This is a genomic window from Gemmatirosa kalamazoonensis, assembly GCF_000522985.1.
Classification (GTDB): domain Bacteria; phylum Gemmatimonadota; class Gemmatimonadetes; order Gemmatimonadales; family Gemmatimonadaceae; genus Gemmatirosa; species Gemmatirosa kalamazoonensis.
This window is the reverse complement of record NZ_CP007128.1, coordinates 3163129-3189024: the sequence shown is the minus strand read 5'-3', so window position 1 is coordinate 3189024 and position 25896 is coordinate 3163129. Positions and strand designations below refer to the sequence as shown.

Here is a 25896-nt window from a genome sequence, read left to right as displayed (position 1 = left end):
TTAGGCGGCGCGGAGCGCTCGCCGATCGGCGTCGTCGCGACCGCGGCGGCGCCGATCGCGTTTGTGGCGCCGGCGCTCGGGGAAGAACTTGTCGAGGAAGCGGATGAGCGCGCGCTCCTCGGGCCGGTGCGCGTCGCGCGCCGGACTGATGCCGTTGGGCAGGAACGGCGCGATCGTCGTTCCGGCGTCGAGATAGCGCGCGATGACGAGCGGATGCACGTACGACGCGCGGCACACCGTGGGCGTGTTCCCGAGCTCCGCGGCGACGAGGCGCACCGCCGTCACGACGTTCTTCTTCGCGTCGCGGTCGCTCGCCGGCTCGCCGAGGTCCGCGAGGATCGTCGCGACGCGCAGCGTGCCGCCCCACGTGCGGAAGTCCTTCGCCGTGTACGGCACGCCGAGCAGCTCGTGGAGGTACTCGTTCACGTCGCGCGCGGTGAGGTCGTGCCACTCGCCGTCGTCGTCGACCCAGCGAAACAGCCGGTACCCCGGCGTGAGCGCGAGCGCGCGCACGAACTCCACCAGCGCCGGCTCGCACACCGTCTGGTGCTGCTCGATGGACTTCTTGCCCACGTAGTGGAACACCGCGCGGTCGTCGTGCAGCACGACGTGCTCCTTGCGCAGCGTCGCGATGCCGAACGTCGCGTTCTCCGCGGCGTAGCGCTCGTTGCCGACGCGGAAGAACCCCTCCGAGATGAGGCGCACCACGCCGGCGGCCACGTGGCACCGGTCGAGCGTGCGCTTGCGCAGGTCGCGGTCGAGCGCGGCGCGGATGCCCGGCAGGTCGTGGGCGAGCCGCCGCACGCGGTAGTACTTCCGCAGCTGCCCGCGCGCGACCTCGCGGTCGTGGTAGCGGTACTGCTTGCGCCCCTTCGCGTCGAAGCCCCATGCCTGGATCGCCGACGTCGGCGACGCGGCGACGTGCACGTCGGTCCACGCGGGCGGGATGCGGAGCGCGTCGGCGCGTGCGAGCGTCGCCGCGGCGCGCACCGGCGCCCCGGCCTCCGTCACGTACCGGAACCCGCTCCGTTTGCTTCCCTTTCGGAGGATCCACCGCTCGGCCATGGCACGGCTCGTCAGGGCAAATCCTGGTCCCCGGCGAGTAGATTGGCGACCGATCCGAGCGCCCGCCCTCATGCCCTCGCCTCTCGCATGGCCTACAGCACCCTGACCTTCGATGTCGCGGACCGCATCGCGACGATCACCGTGAACCGGCCGGACAAGCTCAACGCGCTGAACGCCGCCACGATCGGCGAGCTCGGTCAGGCGATCGACGAGGCGATCGGTCGCGACGACGTCGGTGGCCTGATCCTCACCGGCGCGGGGCGCGCGTTCGTCGCCGGCGCCGACATCTCCGAGATGAGCGGCCAGAGCACGCTCGAGATGCAGCGCATGGCGCGCCGAGGGCAGCTCGTGTTCCGCCGCTTCGAGACGTCGCCGAAGCCGACGATCGCCGCCGTGAACGGCTTCGCGCTCGGCGGCGGCTGCGAGCTGGCCATGGCGTGCCACGTTCGCCTCGCGTCGGACGCGGCGAAGTTCGGGCAGCCCGAGGTGAAGCTCGGCCTCATCCCGGGGTACGGCGGCACGCAGCGGCTCCCGCGCCTGGTCGGCAAGGGGCGCGCGCTGCAGCTCCTGATGACGGCCGAGATGATCGACGCGAACGAGGCGTACCGCATCGGCCTCGCGAACGCGGTGGTGCCGGCCGCCGAGCTGCTCGACCGCGCGCGCGCCATGCTCCAGCAGATGCTCGCGAACGCGCCCGTCGCGCTCGCGCTCTGCATCGAGGCGGTGAACGCGGGCTACGACCTGCCGCTCGAGGAGGCGATGCAGATGGAGGCGCACCAGTTCGGGCTGTCCGCGAGCACCGACGACATGCGCGAGGGGACCGGCGCGTTCCTCGCCAAGCGCGCCGCCCAGTTCACGGGGCGGTGACGTCGCCCGACGCGGCGCGGCCGCGTGTGCGGCTGCTCCGGCTCGCCCTGCGTGACTTCCGCAACTTCGAGCGGCAGGACGTGCCGTTCCCCGCCGACGGGCTCGTGGTGATCGGCGAGAACGGCCACGGGAAGAGCAACCTGCTCGAGGCGATCTACTACCTGCAGCTGCTCCGCTCCGTGCGTGGCGCGCGCGACCAGGACCTCGTGCGGTTCGGCGCGCCGGGCTTCCACCTCGGCGCGACGGTGGCGCGTCCCCCGGGGTCGGTCGGCGCGCACGAGATCGGCGTCGGCTTCGAGCGCACGGGAAAGAAGAAGCGCGTCCGGCTGGACGGCGCCGAGCCGCCCCGTCTCAGCGACGCGCTCGGGGCGGTGCCGAGCGTGATCTTCTCGCCGGTGGACGTGGCGCTCGTGGCGGGCAGTCCCGCCGAGCGTCGGCGCTACCTCGACGTCGTGCTGGCACTCACGTCGCGACGCTATCTCTCGGCGCTGCAGTCGTACCGCGGCGCGCTCGTGCGCCGCAACGCCGCGCTGCGCGACGCGGCGCGCACCGGTCGCGGGGAGAGCCGCGCCGCGGTGTGGGAGCCCGCGCTCGCCGAGCACGGCGCGGTGCTCTGGGTGGAGCGGCGCGCGTGGTGCGCGGCGCGGGCGGACGCCTTCGCGGCGCTGTGCGCGGCGATCGGCGAGCGCGCCGCGGCGCGCATGCGCTACACCTCCGCGCTCGTCGTGGACGACGCGGCCGATCCGGTCGCGGCGGCGCGCACGGCGCTGGAGCGCGCGCTCGCCGAGAAGCGGCTGCTCGACGTGAAGCGCGGCGTGACGCACGCCGGCCCGCACCGCGACGATCTGGAGCTGACGTTAGGCGGGCGCGATCTGCGGCTCTACGGCTCGGCGGGGCAGCAGCGGACCGCGGCGATCGCGCTCCGGCTGCTCGAGGCGGCGACGCTGCGCGACGCGAGCGGCTGCGAGCCGCTGTTCCTGCTCGACGACCCGTTCGCCGAGCTGGATGCGCGCCGGGCGCACCGCATCCTGGAGCTGTTGGGCGACGCGGGGCTCGGCCAGACGGTGCTCGTCGTGCCGCGCGCGACCGACATTCCCGCGGAGCTCACGCGGCTCGAACGGACCACGATCCGCGACGGCGTGCTCGGTGCGTGAGGGCCTGACGAGACGAGCGCCCGGAGCCGATCGGCTCCGGGCGCTCGATCCGAGTCGGCGACGGCGTCAGGTCGTGCGGCGGCGCCGCGCCGCGCCGGCGACGCCCAGCATGCCGGCCGCCGTGAGCAGCAGCGTCGCCGGCTCGGGCACCGACGATGTCGCGGCGATGACCTCGATGTTGTCGAGGTTGAACGACGTCGGCTGGCCGATCGGGTCGATCGCGATGGAGAGCCCGTCGATGAGCGTCGCCGGGTTGGTGCTGAAGATCGTCTCGAACGTCGTGCTCGAGCCGAGGAAGCCGTTCATCGTGAAGACAGAGTTGATCCCCGAGTAGCCGATGATCTGATAGCTGCTGCGGCCGTTCTGGCTCACGAGATCGACGCTGCCGAACGTGAACGCGCCCCCGCCGCTGCGGGTGACGAAGAGCGACGAGAGCGACGGGCTCCCGATCGGACCACCGAAGATCGACGGGACCGGGTTGCCGAACACGTGCGCTTCGAACCAGGCGCCACCGGTGGTGGCCACGTCGAAGCCGTTCTCACTGTGGCCCGCGTACGCGGCACCGTTGCCGCCGGACAGGTTGTCGAAGTGGACCTGAGCGCGGGCGGCGGCCGGGAGCAACGCTACGGCGGCGGCGAGGCAGCGCACGGCGACGGCGACGGGACGGCGGAGCATGGCGGCGGTCTCCGGGAGGGATAGAAGAAGCGGGACTGGTGCTGCCAGCTGCCGGGCGACTATGGCTCAGTACGGCTGTTCTGTCAATGCTCAGTACGGCCGCGGACACACCGACTAGCTTCCACCGATGCCCGATCGCCCCTCCCGTCCCACCCCACTCGGTGACGTGCTCGCGTCGGTGCTCGCGCAGGCGGGCATCACGGACCGGGTGGCGCAGGCGTCGGTCGTGCCGGAGTGGGCCTCGCTGGTGGGGGCGCAGATCGCGGCGGTGACGGAGCCGCTGTCGGTGGCGCCGGACGGCACGCTGTTCGTGGCGGTGACCACGCACGCGTGGATGACGGAGCTGTCGCTGCTCGAGCCGGAGCTGCTGAAGCAGCTCAACGGGGTGCCCGGCCGTCCCCCGATCGGGCGGCTGCGGCTGGTGCTCAAGCGCTGAGATCGGCAGGCCGGCCGGGGCCGCCGGAACCTCGGCCGTAATTCGTTGTAAAACAATAGGTTACAGCGGTGTCGGCGAGTTGCGTTCGGGGTCCTCTCGGGTTACATTCAGAGGCTTCCCTCGGCGCGCACGAATGCGCCGCGGCGGCACGGCATCACGACTGGAGTGATCATGGCGAAGACGATCGAACCGCCCGCCGCGGCGACCGGCGCGGCGTACGGCGCGGGTAGCATTCAGGTCCTGAAGGGGCTCGAGGCGGTGCGGAAACGCCCGGGCATGTACATCGGCTCGACCGGGCCGCGCGGGCTGCACCACCTCGTCTACGAGGTGGTCGACAACTCGATCGACGAGGCGCTCGCCGGCTATGCCGACACCGTCTCGGTCACGATCCACGCCGACAACTCCATCACCGTCGACGACAACGGCCGCGGCATCCCGGTCGACATCCATCCCGTGGAGCGGAAGCCGGGGCTCGAGGTCGCGATGACCGTGCTCCACGCCGGCGGCAAGTTCGACAAGAACAGCTACAAGGTCTCCGGCGGCCTGCACGGCGTCGGCGTCTCCGTCGTGAACGCGCTCTCGGAGCGGCTGCGCGTGTGGGTCAAGCGCGACGGCAAGGAGCACTACATGGACTTCGTCCGTGGCGACACGAAGACGAAGCTCAAGGTGCTCGGCGACGTGCCGAAGAAGCAGACCGGCACGAAGGTCTGGTTCAAGCCGGACCACGAGATCTTCACCGAGACGACGGTCTTCACGTACGAGACGCTGCGCGACCGGCTGCGCGAGCTCTCGTTCCTGAACAAGGGCGTGAAGATCACGCTGCGCGACGAGCGCGAGACGCCGGCGAAGGAGGAGCTGTTCCACGCGAAGGGCGGCCTTCGCGAGATGGTGCAGTACCTCAATGGCCTCGGCACGAAGAAGACGCTGCACCCCGAGGTCGTCTACATCGAGACCGAGCGCGACGACATCGGCATCGAGCTCGCGCTGCAGTACAACGACTCGTACTCCGAGTCGGTGTTCTCCTTCGTGAACAACATCAACACGCACGAGGGCGGGACGCACCTCACGGGGCTCAAGAGCGCGCTCACGAGCGTCATCAACAAGTACATCGAGAAGTCGGGCGCGCTGTCCAAGAAGGACAAAGACATCCGCCTCTCCGGTGACGACGTGCGCGAGGGGCTCACGGCGGTGCTCTCGGTGAAGATCCGCGAGCCGCAGTTCGAGGGACAGACGAAGACGAAGCTCGGCAACTCCGAGGCGGAGGGCGCCGTGCGCTCGGTCGTCAACGAGCTGCTCACGCAGTATCTCGAGGAGCACCCGCGCACGGCGAACGGGATCATCGAGAAGGCGGTGAGCGCGGCGCGGGCGCGCGAGGCGGCCCGCAAGGCGCGCGACCTGACGCGCAAGAAGAGCGCGCTCGACGTCGGCAACCTGCCGGGCAAGCTCGCCGACTGCTCGCTCTCCGACCCGAAGATGTGCGAGCTCTATCTCGTCGAGGGCGACTCGGCCGGTGGCTCGGCGAAGCAGGGGCGCGACCGCATGTTCCAGGCGATCCTGCCGCTGCGCGGCAAGATCATCAACGTGGAGAAGGCGCGCATCGACAAGGTCCTCTCGAACGAGGAGATCCGGACGATCATCACGGCGATCGGCTCCGGCATCAAGGAGGAGTTCGAGCTCGAGAAGACGCGCTACCACAAGGTCATCATCATGACGGACGCGGACGTCGACGGCGCGCACATTCGCACGCTGCTGCTGACGTTCTTCTTCCGGCAGATGCCCGAGCTGATCGAGGCCGGGATGATCTACATCGCGCAGCCGCCGCTCTTCCGCGTCGCCAAGGGCAAGGAGGAGTACTACGCCTACGGCGCCGAGGAGCGCGACGCGATCGCCTCGCGCCTCATGAACGGCGACGGCAACAAGGCGAACCTCAACATCCAGCGCTACAAGGGGCTCGGCGAGATGAACCCCGAGCAGCTCTGGCGCACGACGATGGACCCGGAGACGCGCACGCTCCTCAAGGTCACGCAGGAGGACGCGCTCATGGCCGATCAGATCTTCCAGACGCTGATGGGCGACGCGGTCGATCCGCGGCGCGAGTTCATCGAGGCGAACGCGAAGTTCGTGTCGAACCTGGACGTCTGAGCTCGATCCGGCGGCGCTCCCGCCGATGCAAGGAGGGCGGTCCCTTACCGGGGATCGCCCTTCTTTGCATCGGCCGCTGGCGGGCTCGCGGACCCGGGCATATGGTAGCGCACGGTTCGCCCCCTTCCACCGGTCCTCGGCGCGCGCAGCCACCGCGCTCGAGTCCCTCCTCCGCCCCCCCGCCTCCGGAGGTTCGCAGATGCGGCTCGTCCCCGCCGTGATCGCCGCGCTCGCGCTCGCGGCCTGCAGCGCGTCCCCCGATCTCACCGCGCCCCCCGGCCGAGCGCCGTGCGCCCTGCGCTCGACGTCGCACCGACGGTGCAGACCTTCCAGATCGGCATGCGACTGTTCGTCAGCGTGTGCGCGGTGCCGACCGGTGTCGTGCAGATCCCGCTCTCCGGCACGGTCCAGTGGGTGGTCCGCATGGTGCCCGTCGGGGACCGCCTCAGCTACGGCGTGCACACCAATCTCCAGGGCCTCACCGGCACGCTGCCCGACGGATCGAGCGTCGTCGCCAACGGCGCCGGGAACACGGTGTACAACGCGTTCGACGTGTCGGACCCGAGCGCCCCGTTCACCTCGACGTCGGTCAACCGGCTGTATCTCGTGCAGCCCAGCACGGGGATCGTCTACGGGACGCAGTACCGCTACCGGGTGACCATCACGCCGGACGGCGCCACCGCCGTGAGCCTGGAGAGCGTACCCGGCGATCTGCCGACGTGCGTCTGACGGCGCGCGGCGCGGTCAGATCCGGTGCGTGGACTCGGCGCGCGCGGCGTCGATCACGTGCCCGGCGCCGTCGCTGAGCCACACCTCGAGCGGCGAGCGGTCGCCGAGCCGCGCGTTAGGCCCGAGCATCCACCGCGTCGCGGCGCTCGCCGAGAGTCGGTGGCGTCCGCCGAGCAGCCCCGCGAGCTCCGCGAGGCCGGTGAGGGCCGTCGCGTGGGCGCCGTGCTCCAGGAGCACGGTGCGCAGGGCGGAGTAAGTGCTGCTGTGGAACATGACGTTCACGGCTCGCGTAGCTCCTGGCGACGTGGACGGACGCTGGGTGGCGGCGACCGGCCTGCGCGGTCGCCGCACCGCATACGTCCTCGACGATAGGCGCCGGAACGACGCTCGACTGTGCGCCACGTCGCAATCGGCGCGCATTCCGCGCCGTGCGACCGCTCGGATCAGCGGAGCGTGAACGCGACGAGCGCGCCCTGCGTCGCGATGGCCACGTACTGCCGCCCGCCGCGGCTGAACGTCATCGGCGCGGCGTCGATCGACGGACGCCCGGTCCAGTGCCGCCAGAGCCGTGCGCCGCTCCGCGCGTCGACGGCGTTCAGGTAGCCGTCCGCATCGCCGAAGAACACGAGATCGCCCGCGGTCGCGAGCGTGCCGCCGCTGTAGTTCTTGAGGTTCTTCTCGGTGAGCTGCCAGCGGATCTTGCCGGTGCTCGGGTCGACCGCGTTGAGCCGCCCGAACGCGCCGCGGCCGCGGTTCGCCACCGTCATCTCGCCGCCGAACCACTGCGCGCCCTGCGAGAGCGGAGCCGGGACGAGCTTGAAGACCGAGGGCTCGTGGTTCGCGAGCACGTACATCAATCGCGTGCGCGGCGAGTACGCCGACGGCGCCCAGTTGGCGCCGCCGTGTCCCCCCGGCGCGACCTCGATCCCCTCCGCCGTCGCGCTCATGAACAGGTTCTTCTGCGGAACGAGCGCCTCGGTGCGCACGAGCCGTCGGCCGTCGCGGCGGTCGAGCACGTGCACCCAGCCGGCCTTGCCGGCGTGCGCGATCGCCGGCACGGTCGCGCCGTTCACCGTCGCGTCGAGCAGCACGACCGGGTTCGCGGCGTCGTAGTCCCACCGGTCGTGGGGCACGAGCTGGTGGTACCACTTCAGCGCGCCGGTGCGCACGTCGAGCGCGGCGATGGACGACGTGTAGAGATTGTCGCCCGGCCGCTTCGACTCGTCGATGTCCGGCGCGGGGTTGCCGATGCCGATGAAGACGAGGCCGAGCGCCGCGTCGAACGCGGGCGTCATCCACACCGGTCCCCCGCCCGTGCGCCACGCGTCGGCATAGCGCGCGCTGTCGGCCCGCTCGCGGGCGAGGTCGCGATGGAGGTCTTCCCCGTCCGGCGTCGTGGCGGCCCACCGTCCCCACCAGCCACCCTCGTCGGGCGACGGCACGGTGTAGAACCGCCACGCGCGCTGGCCCGTGCCCGCGTCGTACGCGTCTACCCAGCCGCGGATGCCGAACTCTCCGCCCGCGGTGCCGAGTATGACCTTGCCGTCGGCGAGGAGCGGCGCGGCCGTGAACGAGTAGCCCTTCATCGGCTCCGCGACGCGCACCTCCCACGCCACCGCGCCGGTGCGCCGGTCGAGCGCGACCAGCCGCGCGTCGAGCGTCGCGAGATAGACGCGCGCGCCGTCGACGGCGACGCCACGGTTGTGCGGGCCGCAGCACAACACGAGGGAGTCGCGCGCGAGCCTCGGCGTGTAGCGCCAGAGCTCACGGCCGGTGCGCGGGTCCATCGCGACGACGACGTCGTACGGCAGCGTGTATAACAGCGCGTCGCCGTCGACGACCGGCGTGCTCTGCTGGGTCTCGAGGCCGACCTGCGCGCGATGCAGGCATACCGGCACGAGGCGGCGCACGTTGCCGCTGTCGATCTGCGCCAGCAGCGAATATCGCTGACCGGCGTCGTTGCCGCCGTACGTGGGCCAGTCGACGTCCGGCACCGCGGCAGCGCCGGGCGCGGGGAGCGAGTCGATCCGGGCGGGGCCCGACGACGCGAGCTCGCCGCCGGCGGCGCAGATGGCGGGGCGCTCGCGGCGCATGCACCCGAACGTGAGCACCGCGACGGCGCCTAACGCGACGACGGACGAGCCGAGCGAAGGACGTGACGGCCGAGCGCGTCCCTTCACGCGCGTGCGGGCATCCGGGGCGGCCTGGGGTCGATCGGCATGCGGACACGCTAATCGGCGTGTCGCGCGGGAGTCAAAGCCGGCCCTGCGACCCGCGCGGCAATTACGATCCGCTTGCGTTTCGTATTTAGACGCCGCAGATTCGTCGATGATCGAACGCTCGCGTCTCGTAACCCGCGCGCGGCGTCGTCGACCCGGCGCTGCGAGGACTCGCCCCGTGATGCGCTTTCTCTTCTCCGACGACGTGCGGCGCGACCCGTATCCGTGGTACGCCGAGCTGCGTCGCGCCTCGCCCGTGCTGCGCGACCCGCGCACGGGCACGTGGATGGTCTTCGACTACCACGGCGTGCGCCGCGCGCTGGACGACCACGACGCGTTCGGCTCCGACGTCTCCGCCGCCGGCTACGGGAACCTGGGCTGGTTCATCTTCTTCGATCCGCCGCGGCACACGAAGATGCGCGCGCTGATCTCGCGCGCGTTCACGCCGCGGACGGTCGCGGGGCTGGAGCCGCGGGTGCGCGAGATCGCACGCGGCCTGCTCGACACCACCGCGGGGCGCGACGCGTTCGACGTCGTCGGCGACTTCGCGGTGCCGCTGCCGCTCATGGTGATCGCCGAGCTGTTAGGCGCTCCGGCGGACGACTGGTCGCGCTTCCGGCGCTGGAGCGACGTCATCCTCGAGCTCGCGCTCACGCTGCAGGGAGGCGCCGAGGCGCAGCACGCGGTCGCGGCGTTCACCGCGGTGCGCGCGGAGATGGCGCGCTACCTCGCCGAGCTGCTCGACGTGCGACGCGACGCGCCGCGCGACGACCTGCTCTCGCGACTGCTCGCCGCGGAGGTGGACGGGAGCCGTCTCAGCGACGGCGAGATCCTCGCGTTCTTCCAGCTGCTGCTGCTCGCCGGACACGAGACGACGACGAACCTCATCGGGAACGCCGTCATCTCGTTCGCCGAGCATCCCGAGCAGCTCGCGCGGCTGCGCGCGGATCCGACGCTGCTGCCCTCGGCCGTCGAGGAGGTGCTGCGCTACCGGTCGCCGGTGCAGGCCGTGTTCCGCGTGACGCGGCGCGACGTGACGCTCGGCGGCCACGCGATCCCGGCGCGTTCGCTCGTGCTGGCGATGATCGGCTCCGCGAACCGCGACCCGTCGCGCTTCCCCGCTCCGGACGCGTTCGACGTCGCGCGCGCGCCCAACGCGCACGTCGCGTTCGGCCATGGCATCCACTTCTGCCTCGGCGCGCCGCTCTCCCGGCTCGAGGCGCGCGTCGCGCTCGGCGAGCTGCTCGCGCGCACCGAGACGATCGCGCTCGCGGATGACCAGCCGTGGGAGCCGCGCGCCGCCTTCCACGTGCACGGCGCGACGCGGCTGCCCATCCACGTCACGCCGCGCAGCGCATCAGCCACCACTCAGGGCAGCGCGAACACGAACACCGTGGGCGATCCCACCTGCTCGCTCACGAACAGGCCCGACGGGCGACCCGAGGCGACCGCGACGTACTGCTTGCCGTCGACGGCGTAGGTCACGACGCCGCCGGCGATCGGGCCGCCGGTGTTGAATCGCCACCGCTCCGCGCCGGTGCGCGCGTCGAACGCCACGACGTCGCCCGTGAGCTCGCCGGTGACGACGACGTCGCCCGCCGTCGCGACGACGCCGGCGAGCATCGGCATGGGCGAGCGATAGCGCCAGCGCACCTCGCCCGTGGCCGCGTCGACCGCGGTCAGCCAGCCGCCCCACTTCGGCGGGGCATCCGGCTGCACGGTGCCGCCGAGGTACACCTGACCGGGGACGTGGCGGATCGTCTCGGCGAGCTTGAACGTGGAGCACCAGTCGACGGCGTTCACGTAGATCATGTTCGTGCGCTCGGAGTACGCGGGGCCGCTCCACTCCACGCCGCCGAGCACACCGGGACAGGCGTGGGTGCCCTGCACCGTCACCGGCGCCTCCACGTTCTCGCGCGTGGTGACGGGCGCGCTCCACAGCTCCGCCTGCGTGCGCCGGTCGAGCGCGCGCAGCAGGCCGTCCTTGCCCGCCGTGGCGACGACGTCGCGCGTCTGCCCGCCGATCGTCGTGGTGTAGAGCGGACCCGCGTGCGTGACGTCCCAGTCGTGGTCGTCGTTAGGCACCGTCTGCTTGTGCCACCGGAGCGCCCCCGTGCGCGCGTCGAGCGCGACGACGGAGTTCGAGTACAGGTTGTCGCCCTGCCGCACGCTGAGCGCGAAGTCGGGTGCCGGGTTCGTCGTCGCGACGAACAGCGTGCCGGTCGCCTCGTCGAGCGTGAACGGCGTCCAGGTCGCGCCGCCGCCGATGGGGATGGAATCGGGACCGACCCACGTGCGCCGGTCGGGGATGACGTCGAAACGCCACACCGGCGCGCCGTCGCTCAGCCGGAACGCGCCCACCCAGCCGCGGATCGCGTTCTCGCTCCCCGCGGGGCCGATGAACACGAGATCGTCGTAGACGAGCGGCGGCATGGTGAACACCTCGCCCTTGTCGGTGTCCGCCACCTTGCGATGCCACAGCTCCGCGCCCGTCGCCGCGTCGAGCGCGACGAGGTTCCCGTCGAGCGTTCCGCGCACGACGCGGCCGTCCTTCACCGCGACGCCGCGATTGTTGGGCACGAAGCGGATGCCGTCGAGCTTCCACTCGTGCGTCCAGCGCGGCCGGCACGTCCGCGCGTCGAGCGCGATGGTGGACGAGACGGTGGTGACGTACATCGTGCCCGCATACACGACGGGGATCGTCTGGAACGTGCCGGCGCCGGTCTGGCCCACCTGGTACGCGCACACCGCGCGGAGCTGTCCCGCGTTCGCGCTCGTGATCTCCGCCGCCGGCGAGTAACGCCGTCCCGCGTAGTCGTGCGTGGCGACGAGCCAGTTCGACGCGTCGCGGTCCGCGGCGCTCAGATCGCGCTGCGCGACGAGCGCCGAGGTGGGCGCGCGTGTCGGCGTATCGGCGACGGGAACGGCGAGCGGTCGCCCGGTGGGCGCCGCGGCGCTGGCGACGCGTGCGCTGCCGTCGCCGCGCATGCCCCCGGGCGGCGCGATCCTCAGTGCGCGGAGCGCCGCGCGGTCGGCGCCGAGCTCCGTGCGCCCGGCGGCGAAGCCGTTGCGCGCCAGCAGGTAGGCCACCACGTCGGCGACCTCGCGCGCGGCGAGCTTCTGCGACGCGCCGCGCGGCATGGTGGTGCCGACGACGAACAGCAGGTCGTCCGCGGTGAGCCCGCGGCGTCCCCAGCTCGCGACGAACGCCGCGCCCAACGTGGGGGCCGAGACACCCTCGAGCGCGCGGCCGTGGCACGACGCGCAGCTGGCGTCGTAGACCGCGCGCCCACGCTCGGCCTGTGCCGTCGTGTAGGCCGCCGGCTGCGCCGGCGCGAGCCGGGCGAGCGACGCGAGGACGAGCGCACCGCGGAATGCGTGTCGCAGCGACATGGCAGGCTCCGACGAGAAGGGCCATCGACGGGCTGGGGACGTGCCGGCCCATGACGATACGCCGCCCTTCGCGCGCCGTCCAATCGCGCCGTCGCGCGGTGCCGCTACTCCGCGTCGATCACGGACAGGCCGCCGCGCAGCACCTGCTTCACCGGGCAGCGGCCGGCGATGTAGCGCAGCCGCGCGCGCTGCTCGTCGCTGAGCGGGCCATGCAGCTCGACCTCGCTGACCACGGCCGGCGCGCTCACCGCGCGGTCCACGCACTCGGCGCAGTCGGCGGCGTGCGAGCGGCCGCCGGCGCGCACGCGCACCACCACGTCCTCCAGCGGCCATCCCTTGCGGCGCGCGTACATGCGCACGGTGATCGCGGTGCACGCGCCGACGGCGCCTAACAGCAGGTCGTACGGCGTGGCTCCCTCGTCGGCGCCGCCGGCCGCGACCGGCTCGTCGACGACCAGGGCGTGTGCGCCGGCGGTCAGCGTGGTGGTGAACCCCGGGCCCGCGTTGCGGGCGACGACGGTGCCGCGGTCGGGGGTCGCGGCGGCGGCGGGATCAGGCGGGACGCCCATCGGCGCGGGGGAGCGAGAGGGTGAAGGTCGAGCCCTCGCCGATGCTGCTCTCGACCGTGAGGTCGCCGTCCATCGCGCGGGCGAGGTCGCGGCTGATCGCGAGCCCCAGGCCGACGCCCTGCTGGCTCGCGTGCGTGAGGTGGCGGTCCACCTGCACGAACGGCTCGAAGATGTCCACGAGGCGGTCGCGCGGGATGCCGCGGCCGCTGTCCGCGACGCGCACGCGCACCACGGCGTCGTCGGTCGCGTCGCACGAGACCGTGATGCGCCCGCCCTCGTCGGTGAACTTCAGCGCGTTGGTCAGGAGGTTCGTCATGATCTGCTTCAGCCGGTCCGCATCGGCGCGTACGCGCGGCGCGTCGCCGCACGGGCGGTACTCGTAACGGATCGCCTTCTGCTGCAGCTGCGGCGCGACGAGCGTCTCGAGGTCGGCGAGCGCCTGATCGACGCGCACGGGCTCGATGTCGAACTCCACCTGCCCCGCCTCGATGCGCGCGAAGTTCAGCACGTCGTTCACGAGCGACATGAGCACGGTCGCGCTGCGGCGGACGCGCGCGAGGTCGTCGAGCTGCGCGGGCGAGACCGGGCCGCGCACGCCCATCTCCAGCAGCTCGGCGTAGCCGAGGATCGCGTTGAGCGGCGTGCGCAGCTCGTGGCTCATCGTCGACAGGAACTGCGTCTTCGCCAGGCTCGCCGCCTCCGCCTCGGCGCGGGCGCGCTCCGCGTCGCGATACAGCCGCGCGTTGTCGACCGCGACGGCGGCGCGCTGGGCGAGATCCTGGGCGAGCGCGAGGTCGGCGTCGTCGTAGCGCCGCCCGGACTGCGTCATGCACAGCGTGAGCGCGCCGAGCGTCACGTCGCGCGCGACGAGCGGCACGACGATGATCGACGCGAACTGCAGCGCGCGCATGAGTCGCAGCTGCTCCGCGTCGCGCGCGCCGCCGGCGAGCAGCTCGTCGGTGACGACGGGGATGAACAGCGGCACGCGCTCGCGCAGCACGCGCGGGATCCCCTCCGCCTGCGACCAGTCGGTCGGATAGCGCCGCATCAGCTCGAGGCCCAGCGCCATCTTCTCCGGATCCCGATGCACGATGGCGACGCGCTCGAGATCCGGCGGCCAGTCGCCGCGCGTGGGGTCGCGCACGACGTCGACGGCGCACCAGTCGCCGAGCACGGGCACCGCGGCGGCGGCGACGGCGCGCAGCGTGGTCTCGTACTCCAGCGACGCGGAGAGCACGCGGCTCGCCTCGGAGATGAACTGGCTCGCCTCGCGCGCGCGCCGCTCGGCTTCGTACGCCAGCGCGCGGGCGAGCGCGAGCCCGCACTGCTCGCCCAACGTGGCGAGGAACGTGCGCGTCCCCTCGTCGAACGCCACGCGCTGACGGAAGCTCGCGCTGACGGCGCCCAACGTGCGCCCGCCGCTCGTGATGGGGATCGTGGCGAGCGCCTCGTACCCCAGCTCGTCGAGGTTCACGAGCCGTTCGGCGTAGCGCGCGCGCCACTCGTCGCGCGACGCGAGGAGCACCGGTGCGCCGGTGAGGAGCGCGTCGGAGAGCGGGCGCCCCGCACGCAGCGGGAAGCGGCGGAACGCGTCGACGATCGGCGCCGCGTAGCCGTGCGTGCGCACGACCTCCAGCCAGGCGTCGTGCAGATCCGCGTCGTTCGCGGCCGAGCGCGCGTGCCTAACGAGCGCGAGGGAGCCGGCGTCGGCACCGGCGGCGGAGAGGCCCTCGCGGAAGATGACGTCCGCGACCTCCTCGACCGTCATGGCGCGGCTCAGCCCCGACGTGACGGCGAGCAGGCGACGCGCGCGATCCGCCGCGATCTGCTCCGCGGAGCGTGCGTCGTCCGCCTCGCGGAGCGCGCGCTCCAGCGAGGTGTTCGTGGCGCCCAGCTCCTCGCTCATCACCTGCGCTTCCTCCATCTGCGCCTCGAGCTCCGCGGCCTGCTCCTGGAGCTGCAGCGTCTGCTCGTCGGACAAACGCTGCGAGCGCGCGAGCGACGCGGCCAGCGCGCTGACGAGGCCCGACGCGCCGACGAAGATCGCGAACGTCACCACGCTCGACAGGGCCGGGACCGCGAACTCGAACACCGGCGGCGACAGCACGTACTCGACGGCGATCAGCGAGAGCAGGGCGGCACCGAGCGCCGCCCTGAACCCCGCGTACCACGCGGCGTAGAGCACCGCGATCCAGAAGATCGCGAAGTTCGCGCGATGCAGGTACGCGCGCAGCACGATCGTGCCGACGAGCGCGAGCAGCCACACGCCGGCCGACGCCGCGACCCGGCGCCACGCCGGCGCCGCGCGCGCGGCCCGGAGCTCGCGCGTGACGAGGTTCACGCGACGACGCGGGGGCCCGCGGTCGACCAGACCACGGGCCCCCGGAGACGTGAGCGACCGACGTCGCGGCGCCGTCCGCGCCGCCGCACCGTCACCAACTCTTCACGCCACGGCGCACGCCCTTGGCTTCACCGAAGAGCTGGCGCGCGAAGATGTAGTGGATGAGCGCCAGCGCGAGCAGCACGACCGTGAACGCGATCCACGTGATGGTCACGTTCGTCGTGTCGATCCCACCGTGCGTCTGCAGCGGATGGTTCGGACGCGTGCCCCAGAGCAGGAAGGCCCACAGCACCACGAGGACGCCGATGACGACGACCATCTGCGCGGCGAGCAGCCGGGCGACCTTGGAGGGAAGACGGGGAGACGGCATGCGACGCTTGCCTCTTCGTGACGTGACGGGATCGGGAACCAGGAAAAGTCTAACGGGCGACGCGGCGCACGCCAGCGGTCTCAGGCCAGGGTCTCGACGCCGGCGAGCGTGACGCGGTGCGACACGAGCGGCAGCGGCGGATCGGCCATCGCGTCGGCGAGCACGATCGCCTCGTCGAGCGCGGCACGGCCGGCCGCGAGCCCCGCGGCGTCACGGGCGTACGTCGTGGCGAGCGGGGTGCCGGCGCGCACGACGTCGCCCGGTCGTGCGGTGATGACGAAGCCGACGGCCGGGTCCACCGTGTCCTCGACGCGCGTGCGGCCGCCGCCGAGCGCGATGACGCCGCGCCCGATCGTCTTCGGCTCGATCCGCGCGACGACGCCGGCGCGCGATGCGACATAGACCTCGCGCGCTGGCGCCTGCGGAAGGATCGACGGGTCGTCGAGCACCGACGGGTTGCCTCCCTGCGCGTCGACGATCTCGCGGAACTTCTCGGCGGCGCGCCCGTCGGCGATCGCGCGCTCCATCGCGCCGCGCGCCTCGCGGTGGTCGCGCGCCGCGCCGCCGAGCACCAGCATCTCGGCGCCGAGCGCGTAGGTCACGTCCATGAGATCGTCCGGGCCCTCGCCACGGAGCGCGGCGATCGACTCCTCCACCTCGAGCGCGTTGCCGCACGCGCGGCCGAGCGGGCGGTCCATCGCGGTGAGCAGCGCGACGACGGGGCAGCCGTGATCGTCGCCCAACGCGACCATGGTGCGCGCCAGCTCGAGCGCGCGATCGAGCTGCGGCATGAACGCGCCCGATCCGTTCTTCACGTCGAGCACGAGCCCCGTCAGTCCCTCCGCGAGCTTCTTGCTCATGATGCTCGCCGAGATGAGCGGGATCGATTCGACGGTGCACGTGGCGTCGCGCAGCGCGTACATCTTGCGGTCGGCGGGCGCGATCTCGCGCGACTGTCCGATCAGCACGCAGCCGATGTGCTCGAGCTGCTGCGTCGCCTCGTCGAGCGGGATGCTCGTGCGGAAGCCGGGGATCGACTCGAGCTTGTCGAGGGTACCACCGGTGTGACCGAGTCCGCGGCCCGACATCATCGGCACGGCGACGCCGAGACAGGCGACGAGCGGCGCGAGCACGAGCGACACCTTGTCGCCGACGCCGCCCGTGGAGTGCTTGTCGACGCGGCCGACGTGCAGGTGATCGAGGCGCAGCGTCTCCCCGCTCGTCAGCATCGCGTCGGTGAGCGCGGCGGTCTCCGTGCGATCGAGCCCGCGCCAGAAGACCGCCATGAGGAACGCGGCCATCTGGTAGTCGGGGACGTCGCCGGCGGCGTACGCGCGCGCGAACGTGCGGAACTCGTCGGGGGAGATCCGACCGCCGTCGCGTTTCCGCTCGATGAGCTGTTTTGCGAGCATTGACCCGGGTTGAGACGTGCCTCTATGCTAGTCGGCGCGTCACCCGCTACCCACCCCGACGCACCGCCGGAGTTCCACCATGACGCTTCGAGCCGCGCTGCTGGCGCTCGCCCTCTGGACCGTCCCGGCGCTGCATGCGTCCGTCGCGCGCGCGCAGTCGGTGGCGGAGCACATCGCGGCCGGGGACCGCGACCGGGACACGAACCCCGCGAGTGCGCTCGCGCACTTCGACGCCGCGCTCGCGGCGGAGCCGAACAACTTCGACGCGCTGATCAAGGCCGCCGACGCGGCGGTGGAGGCGGGACAGCTGTCGACGAACGACCGCGACGCGCGCACGGCGATGTACCACAGGGCCGAGCAGTACGCGCGGCGCGCCGTGCAGGTGAGCCCCGACAGCGCGGAAGGCCACTTCCAGCTCGCGCGCGCGGTCGGCCGCAACGCGCAGACGATGGGCGCGCGCGACAAGGTGAAGTACGCCGGCGAGGTGCGCGCGCAGGCGCTCGAGGCGCTGCGTCTGAACCCGCGGCACGACGGCGCGCTGCACGTCATGGGCGTGTGGAACGCGGAGGTCATGCGCATCAGCGGCATCGAGCGCTTCATGGCGAAGAACTTCCTCGGCGGGAAGATCTTCAACTCCGCGAGCTGGAACGACGCGCAGCGCTACCTCGAGGAAGCCGTGCAGATCGCGCCGACGCGTCTCACGCACCGGATCGATCTCGCCGAGGTGTACGCGGACCGCGGCGACAAGGCGAAGGCGCGCGAGCAGATCGACTACATCCTCCGCGCGCCCATCACCGAGTCGAGCGATCCCGCGTTCAAGCGCGAAGCCTCCGCGCTGATGGCGAAGCTTCGCTGAAGGCCGGCCGCGATCAGGCGTCGCCGTAGCGTTTCCGCTCCCAGGCGTCCTGGGCCCGCCAGCGGGCCATGGTGAGGCGCCGGGCCAGCCGACGCTTGCCCTGGCGGGCGGCGTGGCGGGCGCGGTCCTCGAGCGACTCCCAGCGATCGGCGGCCTGGTGCCGCGCGCGGCGCGCGCCGCGGGCCAGCCGCATGCGCGTCTCGAAGCCGCTCGCCGGCGCCATCAGGAGCGCGGCACCGGCACCGAGCAGCGCCCCGAGCGCGACACCGGCGCCGAACAGGCCGACCGCGCGCCAGTCGACCTCGCCCCCCTCGTCGGCGGGCTCGGGAACGTCGGGGGCGGCGGAGAGCCGGCGGGGCGCCTCGGGGCGTGCGGCCGAGCGCGCGGCGGCGCCGTGGCGGAGGGTGAGCCGAGGCGGCGGGAGCCGACCATCGGCGCCCGTGGTGCCCGTGGTGCCCGTGGTGCCCGCGGTGCCCGCGGTGCCCGCGGTGCGGGACTCGCCGGATCGCTCGGCGGTCGGTCGAGGGGTGCCGCCGAGGGGCCCCTGCGGAGCATGCATCGTCGATACTCCCGTGTGCTGGTAAGAAACTTGCGACGGCCTGAAGCAGATCACTTCGGATCCTTCCGCGTCGCGCTCGTCACGAGCGTCGTCGTCGAGTGGCGCATCCGGACCCGCGTCACCGCCTACCTTCCCGCCCGCCCGTCTCGAGGAGCGACATGAGCGCGAACGGCAAGACCGTGCTTCTCGTCGAAGACAACGAGGACAACCGCATCGTCTATTCCACCATCCTCCGTCACTTCGGCTACAGCGTCAGCGAGGCGCTGAACGGCGAGGAAGGGATCGCCAAGGCGAAGGCGGAGAAGCCGGATCTGATCCTGATGGACATCTCCATCCCGATCATCGACGGCTGGGAAGCGACGCAGGTGCTGAAGCACGACCCGGCAACGAGCTCCATCCCGATCATCGCGCTGACCGCGCACGCCCTCGCGTCCGACCGCGAGAAGGCGATGGAGGTCGGCTGCGACGGCTACCTGGCGAAGCCGTGCGAGCCGCGCGCGGTCGTCGCCGAAGTGCAGCGCTTCCTTGGCAAGGGGAACGTCGGCGCGGGGAGCGGCTCGGCGAGCGGCGCCGCGTGACGCCATCGGCATCGTCGGCATCATCGGCATCCACGGCATGACGCGTACGGCCGGGCGGGCACGGCAGTGAGTCGCATCCTCGTCGTCGACGATCATGAAGACAACGTCGAGCTGCTGCGCGCGCGCCTGGAGGCGCGTGGCTACGACGTCGACTGCGCGATGGACGGACAGGAGGCGCTGGACAAGGTCCGCGCCACGCCGCCGGATCTCATCCTGCTCGACGTGATGATGCCGCGCATCGACGGCATCGAGGTCACGCGGCAGATCAAGGGCGACTCCTCCCTGCCCTTCATCCCCATCATCATGCAGACCGCGCTCGAGACCACCGAGGACAAGGTGGAGGGACTCGACGCGGGCGCCGACGACTACATCACGAAGCCGATCAACTTCGCGGAGCTCGAGGCGCGCGTGAAGTCGCTGCTGCGCATCAAGGAGCTGCAGGACGAGCTCGCGCGCGCGAACGAGGCACTGCTGAAGGCGTCGCAGACCGACGGGCTGACGGGACTCGACAACCGCCGGCACATCGAGGAGCGGCTGTGCGAGATGTACGTGCACGCGACGCGGCTCAACGAGCCGCTCGGCTGCGTGATGTGCGACGTCGACCACTTCAAGAGCGTCAACGACACGTACGGCCACCAGGCCGGCGACGCGGTGCTGCGCCAGGTCGCCGAGATCCTGAAGGACTCGGCGCGCGAGATCGACCGCGTGGGTCGCTACGGCGGCGAGGAGTTCATCGTGCTGCTGCCGAACGCGAACATCGACGACGCGCGCGCGTTCGCGGAGCGCGTGCGGCAGGCGGTGGAGGCGCGCGAGTTCACGTACGACGGCGGCTCGCTGCGCCGCACCCTGAGCGCCGGCGCCGCCGCGTGGCCGCACCCCGAGATCCGCCACCAGGAGGGCCTCGTGAAGGCGGCCGACGACGCGCTCTACGAGGCGAAGCAGCACGGGAGAAACCGCGTCGAGGTGTTCGACGGAGAGTGACCGCTGCGTGGCCGCGTGGCTGCGTGAGCCCTTACGCGGCCACGCGGCCACGCAGCTAGATTCTCGCCATGCCGACCCGGAACGAGGAGGAGGAACTCGCCGCGCTGGCCGCGCGCGCGGGCACGTTGCGCGAGCAGATCGAGCAGGCGTCGTACGAGTACTACGTGCTCGATCGGCCCACGCTCTCCGACGCCGAGTACGACCGGCTGTTCCGCGAGCTGCAGACGCTCGAGCGCGAGCACCCGGAGCTGCGCACCGAGGACTCGCCGACGCTGCGCGTGGGCGCCGAGCCGCAGTCCGTGCTCCCGAAGCACACGCACCTCGTGCCGATGCTGTCGCTCGGCAACGCGTTCAGCGACGAGGAGCTCGCGGAGTGGGAGGAGCGCATCGTGCGACTCGCCGGCGACGAGGTGCGACACGCCGGCTACACGGCGGAGCTGAAGATCGACGGCGCGGCGGTGAGCCTCACGTATCGCGACGGGGTGCTGGCGACCGGCGCGACGCGCGGCAACGGCACCGTGGGCGAGGACGTCACGCCGAACCTGCGCACGATCCGCGAGATCCCGCTGCGGCTGCGCGGCAAGGTGCCGGCCGGCGTGCTCGAGATCCGCGGCGAGGTGTACATGACGTACACCGGCTTCGAGAAGATGAACGCCGAGCGCGTGGCGGCCGGCGAGCCGGTGTTCGCGAACCCGCGCAACTCCGCCGCCGGGGCGCTGCGTCAGCTCGACCCGAAGATGACGGCGAAGCGTCCGCTCCGCTTCTTCGGCTACGCGGTGGCGGTGCCGGAGGGCGCGCGCGCGCTGCCGTTCGCGTCGCAGTGGGAGCTGCTGGAGACGCTCGCGTCGTGGGGCATTCCCGTGGCGCCGCACCGCCGCCGCTGCGTCACGCTCGACGACGTGCACGCGTGGGCGCACGACGTGGAGCAGGTGCAGCGCGCGACGCTCGACTTCGCGATCGACGGCGCGGTGGTGAAGGTCGACTCGCTCGCGCTGCAGGGCGAGCTCGGCGACGTGGGGCGCGAGCCGCGGTGGGCCATCGCGCGCAAGTTCGCGCCCGACATCGCGGAGACGACGCTGCTCGACATCAAGGTCAACGTCGGCCGCACGGGCAGCGTGAACCCGTACGCGGAGCTGGAGGCGGTGGAGATCGGCGGCGCGACCGTTAGGCTCGCGACGCTGCACAACTTCGAGCTGATTCGCGAGAAGGACTTGCGCCCCGGGGACCGCGTGCAGGTGAAGCGCGCCGGCGAGGTGATCCCGCAGGTCATCGGGCCGGTGCCGGACAAGCGCGACGCGACGCATCCGCCGGCGCCGTACGAGCCGCCGACGCACTGCCCCGCGTGCGGCACGCCGCTCGAGCCCGGGGAGGACCGCGGCATGCTCTACTGCCGCAACTTCCACTGCCCCGCGCGGCAGCTCGAGGGGCTCGTGCACTTCGCGTCGCGCGGCGCGATGGACATCCGCGGCCTGTCGTACGCACGCATCCAGCAGCTGCTCGAGGCGGGGCTCGTGCACGACGCGGCGGACCTGTACGACCTCACGGTGGAGCAGCTCGTGGCGCTCGAGCGGTTCGCCGAGAAGAGCGCGGAGAACCTCGTGCAGGCGCTCGCCGAGTCGCGCGCGCAGCCGCTGTCGCGCCTCCTGTTCGGGTTAGGCATCGACTTCGTGGGCGAGGTGGCGGCGCGACTGCTCGCGCGGCACTTCGGCACCATGGACCGGCTCCTGAACGCGTCCGTGGACGACGTGCTCGAGGTGCGCGGCGTCGGCGAGACGATGGCGCGCTCGGTGGTGGACTGGTTCGCGGACCCGGAGGCGCGACAGCTCGTCGCGCGGCTCGCCGAGCGCGGACTCACGATGCACGAGCCGTCGGCCGCGGCGGGGACGGCGCTGAAGGGCTGCACCGTCGTCATCACCGGCACGCTGCCGACGCTGACGCGCGAGCAGGCGACGGAGCTCGTGGAGGCGCACGGTGGACGCGTGACGAGCTCCGTGTCGCGCAAGACGAGCTTCCTGCTCGCCGGCGCCGACGCGGGCAGCAAGCTCACGAAGGCCACGGAGTACGGCGTGGAGATCATCGACGAGGCGGAGCTGCTGCGCCGCGTGGAGGCGGGATCCGAATGAGCCGACTCGTGCTGCCGGCCGGCGCGCTGCAGTCGCTGCGCGCCGCGGTGCTCGACACGCCGCGCGGCGCCGAGCGGCTGCGCGAGGCGGGATCGGTCGCCGGGCTCGCGCTCTACGACGACTTCGCGGCGCGCGTGCGCGAGCGCACCGGCGCCGAGCCGGAGGCGATGCCGCTCGACGAGTTCACCGCGGCGCTCGCCGAGCACCTCGCGCGCGGCGGCTGGGGCGACGTGACGATCGACGCGCGCCGCGACGCGGACGTGATGCGCCTCACGTCGGCCGACTGGGTGGAGGGCGAGCCCGACGCCGACGCCGAGTCGCCCGCGTGCCACTTCTCCACCGGCCTGCTCGCCGGGTTCTTCGGCCGCGCGGCGGGGACGGCACTCGCCGTCGAGGAGGTCGCGTGCCGATCGACCGGGGCGCCGCGGTGCGAGTTCGTCGTCGGCAGCGCCGACGCGGTCAGGCGATCAGCCCTTCGTACGCCGGGTTAGGCAGCAGCTCGCCGCGCACGAGCACCTCGCGGTCCCACGGCAGCACGATCGTGCTCTCGGTGGCGAGCGCGTGGAAGTCGGGCACGTAGCTCCCCGTCTTGAAGCCGACGGCGGTGCGGACGGTGTGCGCGCCGGCGTTCACGATCGCGCCGACGGCGAGACGCAGCGTGTCGCCCGAGTCGCACGTCTCGTCGACGATGAGCACACGCTTGCCGCGCACCTCCTGCGGCGCCGCGCCGATGACGGCGGGCGTCTGGCGCACCGTCTCGGCGCGAAAGCGGCGACTCACGGTGATCGCCGCGAACGGGCGGTCGAGGATCGCGGCGATCACCGCACCGGGAACGACGCCGGCCGTCGCCACGCCGACGACGATCTCGGGGTCGTACTCGCGCGCGACCTTCAGCGCGAGGGCGCGCGACAGCTCGCCGAAGAGCGGCCACTCGACGACGAGAATTCCCTTGTTCGGATCGATGCTCCTGCGCGCCGGCATGAGGGCGTAAGGTAGCCGCGCGACCGTGGAGCGGTACCCCGCGAATCGGCTTGTTGGCGTCGAACGCACCCGATAGCTTGCCCTCCCTGGGAGCGCCCCCGACGACCGGCGAACGGATCACGGGCGACCGGTTCGCGGCCGCGCCAGCGCGGCCGCAGCGTGGGCCCAGCCTCATCCTCGCGCACCCTCGACCGCATGTCCTGGTGGAGTCGCCTCACGGGCGGGAAGTCGGAGAGCGATGCGAAGTCCTCGAAGTCGGGGCGCGTCGACTACCTGAACGAGGCGCTCGCCCTCGAGCGGCAGGGCGACTACGACGCCGCGCTGACTTCGTACCGGCTCGCGCTGCGCGATCGCCCGAACGACCAGCGCGTGCTCCAGAACATGGCGATCGCGTACAGCAAGCTCGGCCAGCAGGACGAGGCGATCCGCTGCTATCGACGGGCGCTCGACCTCGATCCGTCGCTGTCCGGCGCGCACTACGGGCTGGCGTTCCTGCTGCTGAAGCGCGGCGACCGCGGCGAGGCGCAGCGGCATCTCGAGGAGTTCCTCGCGCGCGCGCCGCGCTCGCCCGAGGCGCAGCGGTGGGTGGAGCACGCGTCGAGCACGCTCGAGCAGCTGCGGCTGGAGGACGAGACCGACGTTCGGAACGAGTGGCCCGACGGCGGGCCGCGCGGGTGACGCGCGACCACGCGGCGTAACCCGTGGGCCACGTTCTCTCGATCGTCAGCCAGAAGGGGGGCGTCGGCAAGACGACGACGGCGGTGAATCTCGCCGCGGCGTTCGCCCGCCGAGGGCTGAAGACGCTGCTCGTCGACGTCGATCCGCAGGGCTCCGTGCGCTACGGCGCCGGGCTGCGGCGCGGCCACGAGACGTTCGGCTTCGCGGACTACCTGAACGGCTCGCGCCAGCTGCGTGACGTCATCCTCCCGACGTCGCTGCCGTGGCTGCGCGTCATCCTCGCCGGCACGGTGAGCGACGAGGCGGAGCACGCGTTCTACCAGCAGCTCGTGGCGGAGACGACCATCCTGCGCGACCTGCTCGGGATGGCGCGCGAGCGCGCGAACGTGGTGATCGTCGACACGCCGCCGGGGCTCGGCCCCATCACGCGCCGCGCGCTGGAGTCGAGCCAGCACGTCATCGTGCCGCTGCAGGCGGAGCCGCTCGCGCTCCAGACAACCCCGCAGATCCTGCGGGGTATCCAGGACGTCGTGCGCGTGAACGAGGAGCTCACGCTGGACGGGATCCTGCTCACGATGTTCGAGCCGGGCAATCCGGCCGCGGAGCGCACGGTGCAGTACGTGCGACGTCATCTGCCTCACAACATGGTGTTCGATCTCGTGGTTCCCCGCTCTCCCGCCGCCGCCGACGCATTCGCCGCCGGACAGCCCGTCGTCGTGCGCGAGCCCGGCGACGCGGCGAGCCAGGCGTACGTGAACCTCGCCACGCTGCTCGCGGAGCGCTTCCGGTGAGGGTGCGTCGTCTGCTGCCGCTCGCGATCGCGCTCGCCATCGGCGCGTGCGTGGAGATCGCCGTGGGACCGAGCGGCATCGCGTCGATCCGCCTGCTCGGCGTGCCGCCGTCGATCATCCTCGGCGACACGCTGCGCGACTCGACGGGCGCGGTGGTGAGGCTGCGCGCCGTCGCGTTCGGCGAGCGCGGGGACACCATCGGCGACGCGCCGTTCCGCTTCACCGCGCTCGCGCTGCCGCGCGACACGACCGAGGCGCAGCGCGCGATCCCGCTCGTCGTCGACTCGCTCACGGGCTTCGTGGTCGCGAAGCCGACCGCTGCGAACTCGCGCGCGCGCGCCTCGCGGTGCGCGTCGGCGACCGGCTGCAGGTGCTCGACACGATCACGCTCGTGAAGCGGCCGACGCGGCTCGCGCGCGAGGGCGAGGACAGCGTGCTGCTGATGGGCTTCGTGTGCAACCAGGACACGGCGCGCGCGGCGGCGCCGATCAGCCTCAGGGTCGGCCAGGCGCCGGATACGTCGACCATTCCCGTCGGCAACGCGCAGCCGATGGCCGTGACGCTCACCGCCGACTCCACGGGCACGCTGCGGGTCGCGGTGCCCGACTACTTCGTGCGGTGGGAGATCGTGTCGCCGACGTCGATCCCGACGACGCAGTACCGCGGCGTGACGCGTCCGGCGATCAGCATCATCGCGGACCTCGGCACCGACCGGCCGACGAACAACGACACGACGTCCAGCAGCGGCACGGCGACGGCATATCTCCGCGTGGTCCCGAGCGGACTGCCGCCGAGCGGCGCGTTCGCCGACAGCATCGTCAGCGTGCGGGTGCGTGCGACGGCGCGCACGCGGCCCGACAGCGTCGTCCGCAGCCCCGTCGAGTTCGTCGTGCGGCTGCGCCGGGTCACGTCCCTTCCGACTTCCGGCGCGCTCACCGGCACCGGCTGCGGCCGTTAGGCACCCATGCTCACCGAGG

The 25896-nt window shown here is 72.3% G+C and carries 26 protein-coding genes; 15 read left to right on the top strand and 11 right to left on the bottom strand.

Translation table 11 applies throughout. The features are described 5' to 3' along the window. Complete coding sequence (locus J421_RS13675; protein ID WP_025411742.1) at positions 1-1065, bottom strand: DNA topoisomerase IB; 1065 nt, start codon at positions 1063-1065, stop codon at positions 1-3. Between the two features lie 87 nt (positions 1066-1152). On the opposite strand from J421_RS13675, the gene J421_RS13670 reads away from it, so the two are divergent. Next, positions 1153-1932, top strand: a complete 780-nt coding sequence (locus J421_RS13670; protein WP_025411741.1) for an enoyl-CoA hydratase/isomerase family protein — start codon at positions 1153-1155, stop codon at positions 1930-1932. Next, positions 1929-3086 (top strand): DNA replication/repair protein RecF, encoded by a 1158-nt coding sequence (gene recF, locus J421_RS13665; protein WP_104022607.1) that lies wholly within the window; start codon positions 1929-1931, stop codon positions 3084-3086. Before J421_RS13670 ends, recF begins: the two co-directional genes overlap by 4 nt. Positions 3087-3152: 66 nt before the next feature. On the opposite strand, the gene J421_RS13660 is transcribed toward recF, so the two are convergent. After that, positions 3153-3761, bottom strand: coding sequence for a PEP-CTERM sorting domain-containing protein (locus tag J421_RS13660; RefSeq protein ID WP_025411739.1), 609 nt, complete (start codon positions 3759-3761; stop codon positions 3153-3155). A gap of 127 nt (positions 3762-3888) precedes the next feature. Between J421_RS13660 and J421_RS13655 the strand changes: the two genes are divergently transcribed. From J421_RS13655 to J421_RS13645, 3 genes are all read left to right on the top strand, one after another. After that, positions 3889-4197 (top strand): DciA family protein, encoded by a 309-nt coding sequence (locus tag J421_RS13655; protein WP_104022606.1) that lies wholly within the window; start codon positions 3889-3891, stop codon positions 4195-4197. 171 nt (positions 4198-4368) lie between these two features. Beyond that, a complete protein-coding gene (gene gyrB / locus J421_RS13650; RefSeq protein ID WP_025411737.1) occupies positions 4369-6339 on the top strand; it encodes a DNA topoisomerase (ATP-hydrolyzing) subunit B in 1971 nt (656 codons plus the stop codon). Between the two features lie 288 nt (positions 6340-6627). Further along, complete coding sequence (locus J421_RS13645; RefSeq protein WP_025411736.1) at positions 6628-7068, top strand: hypothetical protein; 441 nt, start codon at positions 6628-6630, stop codon at positions 7066-7068. 15 nt (positions 7069-7083) lie between these two features. Here the strand turns inward: J421_RS13645 and J421_RS32785 are convergent, their stop codons facing one another. Together J421_RS32785 and J421_RS13635 are read right to left on the bottom strand one after the other, a co-directional pair. After that, positions 7084-7341, bottom strand: coding sequence for an antitoxin Xre/MbcA/ParS toxin-binding domain-containing protein (locus tag J421_RS32785; RefSeq protein ID WP_158508790.1), 258 nt, complete (start codon positions 7339-7341; stop codon positions 7084-7086). A 170-nt stretch (positions 7342-7511) separates the two neighbouring features. Further along, positions 7512-9248: a pyrroloquinoline quinone-dependent dehydrogenase gene (locus J421_RS13635; RefSeq protein WP_025411734.1), complete on the bottom strand. Its 1737-nt coding sequence runs from the start codon at positions 9246-9248 to the stop codon at positions 7512-7514. Between the two features lie 220 nt (positions 9249-9468). On the opposite strand from J421_RS13635, the gene J421_RS13630 reads away from it, so the two are divergent. After that, a complete protein-coding gene (locus tag J421_RS13630) occupies positions 9469-10767 on the top strand; it encodes a cytochrome P450 (RefSeq protein WP_104022605.1) in 1299 nt (432 codons plus the stop codon). Here J421_RS13630 and J421_RS13625 read toward each other — a convergent pair. The 5 genes from J421_RS13625 to J421_RS13605 form a co-directional block, all read right to left on the bottom strand. Continuing rightward, positions 10656-12680: an outer membrane protein assembly factor BamB family protein gene (locus J421_RS13625; protein ID WP_025411730.1), complete on the bottom strand. Its 2025-nt coding sequence runs from the start codon at positions 12678-12680 to the stop codon at positions 10656-10658. The two genes, J421_RS13630 and J421_RS13625, sit on opposite strands and share 112 nt — an antisense overlap. Positions 12681-12784: 104 nt before the next feature. Beyond that, positions 12785-13249 carry an OsmC family protein gene (locus J421_RS13620; protein WP_025411729.1) on the bottom strand — a complete coding sequence of 155 codons (465 nt, stop codon included), beginning with the start codon at positions 13247-13249 and terminating at the stop codon, positions 12785-12787. Then, positions 13233-15590 carry an ATP-binding protein gene (locus J421_RS13615; RefSeq protein ID WP_025411728.1) on the bottom strand — a complete coding sequence of 786 codons (2358 nt, stop codon included), beginning with the start codon at positions 15588-15590 and terminating at the stop codon, positions 13233-13235. The genes J421_RS13620 and J421_RS13615 overlap by 17 nt, the downstream gene beginning before the upstream one ends. Positions 15591-15681: 91 nt before the next feature. Next, positions 15682-15960 carry a hypothetical protein gene (locus tag J421_RS13610; protein ID WP_148306310.1) on the bottom strand — a complete coding sequence of 93 codons (279 nt, stop codon included), beginning with the start codon at positions 15958-15960 and terminating at the stop codon, positions 15682-15684. 80 nt (positions 15961-16040) lie between these two features. Next, positions 16041-17372 carry a thymidine phosphorylase gene (locus J421_RS13605; protein WP_025411726.1) on the bottom strand — a complete coding sequence of 444 codons (1332 nt, stop codon included), beginning with the start codon at positions 17370-17372 and terminating at the stop codon, positions 16041-16043. Positions 17373-17451: 79 nt separating this feature from the next. Here J421_RS13605 and J421_RS13600 point away from each other — a divergent pair, with 79 nt between their 5' ends. Next, entirely contained in the window at positions 17452-18228 is a 777-nt protein-coding gene (locus J421_RS13600) for a tetratricopeptide repeat protein (RefSeq protein WP_025411725.1), read from the top strand. A gap of 13 nt (positions 18229-18241) precedes the next feature. Here the strand turns inward: J421_RS13600 and J421_RS13595 are convergent, their stop codons facing one another. Beyond that, positions 18242-18787 (bottom strand): YtxH domain-containing protein, encoded by a 546-nt coding sequence (locus J421_RS13595; protein ID WP_104022604.1) that lies wholly within the window; start codon positions 18785-18787, stop codon positions 18242-18244. A 158-nt stretch (positions 18788-18945) separates the two neighbouring features. On the opposite strand from J421_RS13595, the gene J421_RS13590 reads away from it, so the two are divergent. From J421_RS13590 to J421_RS13575, 4 genes are all read left to right on the top strand, one after another. Further along, complete coding sequence (locus tag J421_RS13590) at positions 18946-19365, top strand: response regulator (protein WP_025411723.1); 420 nt, start codon at positions 18946-18948, stop codon at positions 19363-19365. Between the two features lie 66 nt (positions 19366-19431). Beyond that, the gene (locus J421_RS13585) at positions 19432-20346 is read left to right on the top strand and encodes a diguanylate cyclase (RefSeq protein ID WP_025411722.1); all 915 of its coding nucleotides are present in this window, start codon (positions 19432-19434) and stop codon (positions 20344-20346) included. 68 nt (positions 20347-20414) lie between these two features. Continuing rightward, positions 20415-22469 (top strand): NAD-dependent DNA ligase LigA, encoded by a 2055-nt coding sequence (ligA, locus tag J421_RS13580; RefSeq protein ID WP_025411721.1) that lies wholly within the window; start codon positions 20415-20417, stop codon positions 22467-22469. Continuing rightward, entirely contained in the window at positions 22466-22960 is a 495-nt protein-coding gene (locus J421_RS13575) for a V4R domain-containing protein (RefSeq protein WP_025411720.1), read from the top strand. The genes ligA and J421_RS13575 overlap by 4 nt, the downstream gene beginning before the upstream one ends. Here the strand turns inward: J421_RS13575 and J421_RS13570 are convergent. Next, on the bottom strand, positions 22929-23450 hold the full coding sequence (locus tag J421_RS13570) for a phosphoribosyltransferase (RefSeq protein WP_025411719.1): 522 nt from the start codon (positions 23448-23450) through the stop codon (positions 22929-22931). The two genes, J421_RS13575 and J421_RS13570, sit on opposite strands and share 32 nt — an antisense overlap. A 195-nt stretch (positions 23451-23645) precedes the next feature. On the opposite strand from J421_RS13570, the gene J421_RS13565 reads away from it, so the two are divergent. Genes J421_RS13565 through J421_RS13550 form a run of 4 tightly spaced genes read left to right on the top strand, consistent with a single transcriptional unit; the run spans position 23646 to position 25877 of the window. Continuing rightward, positions 23646-24128, top strand: coding sequence for a tetratricopeptide repeat protein (locus tag J421_RS13565; protein WP_025411718.1), 483 nt, complete (start codon positions 23646-23648; stop codon positions 24126-24128). A gap of 23 nt (positions 24129-24151) precedes the next feature. Beyond that, on the top strand, positions 24152-24919 hold the full coding sequence (locus tag J421_RS13560) for a ParA family protein (protein WP_025411717.1): 768 nt from the start codon (positions 24152-24154) through the stop codon (positions 24917-24919). After that, positions 24916-25314: a hypothetical protein gene (locus J421_RS13555; protein ID WP_148306309.1), complete on the top strand. Its 399-nt coding sequence runs from the start codon at positions 24916-24918 to the stop codon at positions 25312-25314. Before J421_RS13560 ends, J421_RS13555 begins: the two co-directional genes overlap by 4 nt. Next, the gene (locus J421_RS13550) at positions 25266-25877 is read left to right on the top strand and encodes a hypothetical protein (RefSeq protein WP_025411715.1); all 612 of its coding nucleotides are present in this window, start codon (positions 25266-25268) and stop codon (positions 25875-25877) included. Before J421_RS13555 ends, J421_RS13550 begins: the two co-directional genes overlap by 49 nt. Positions 25878-25896: the final 19 nt, after the last annotated feature.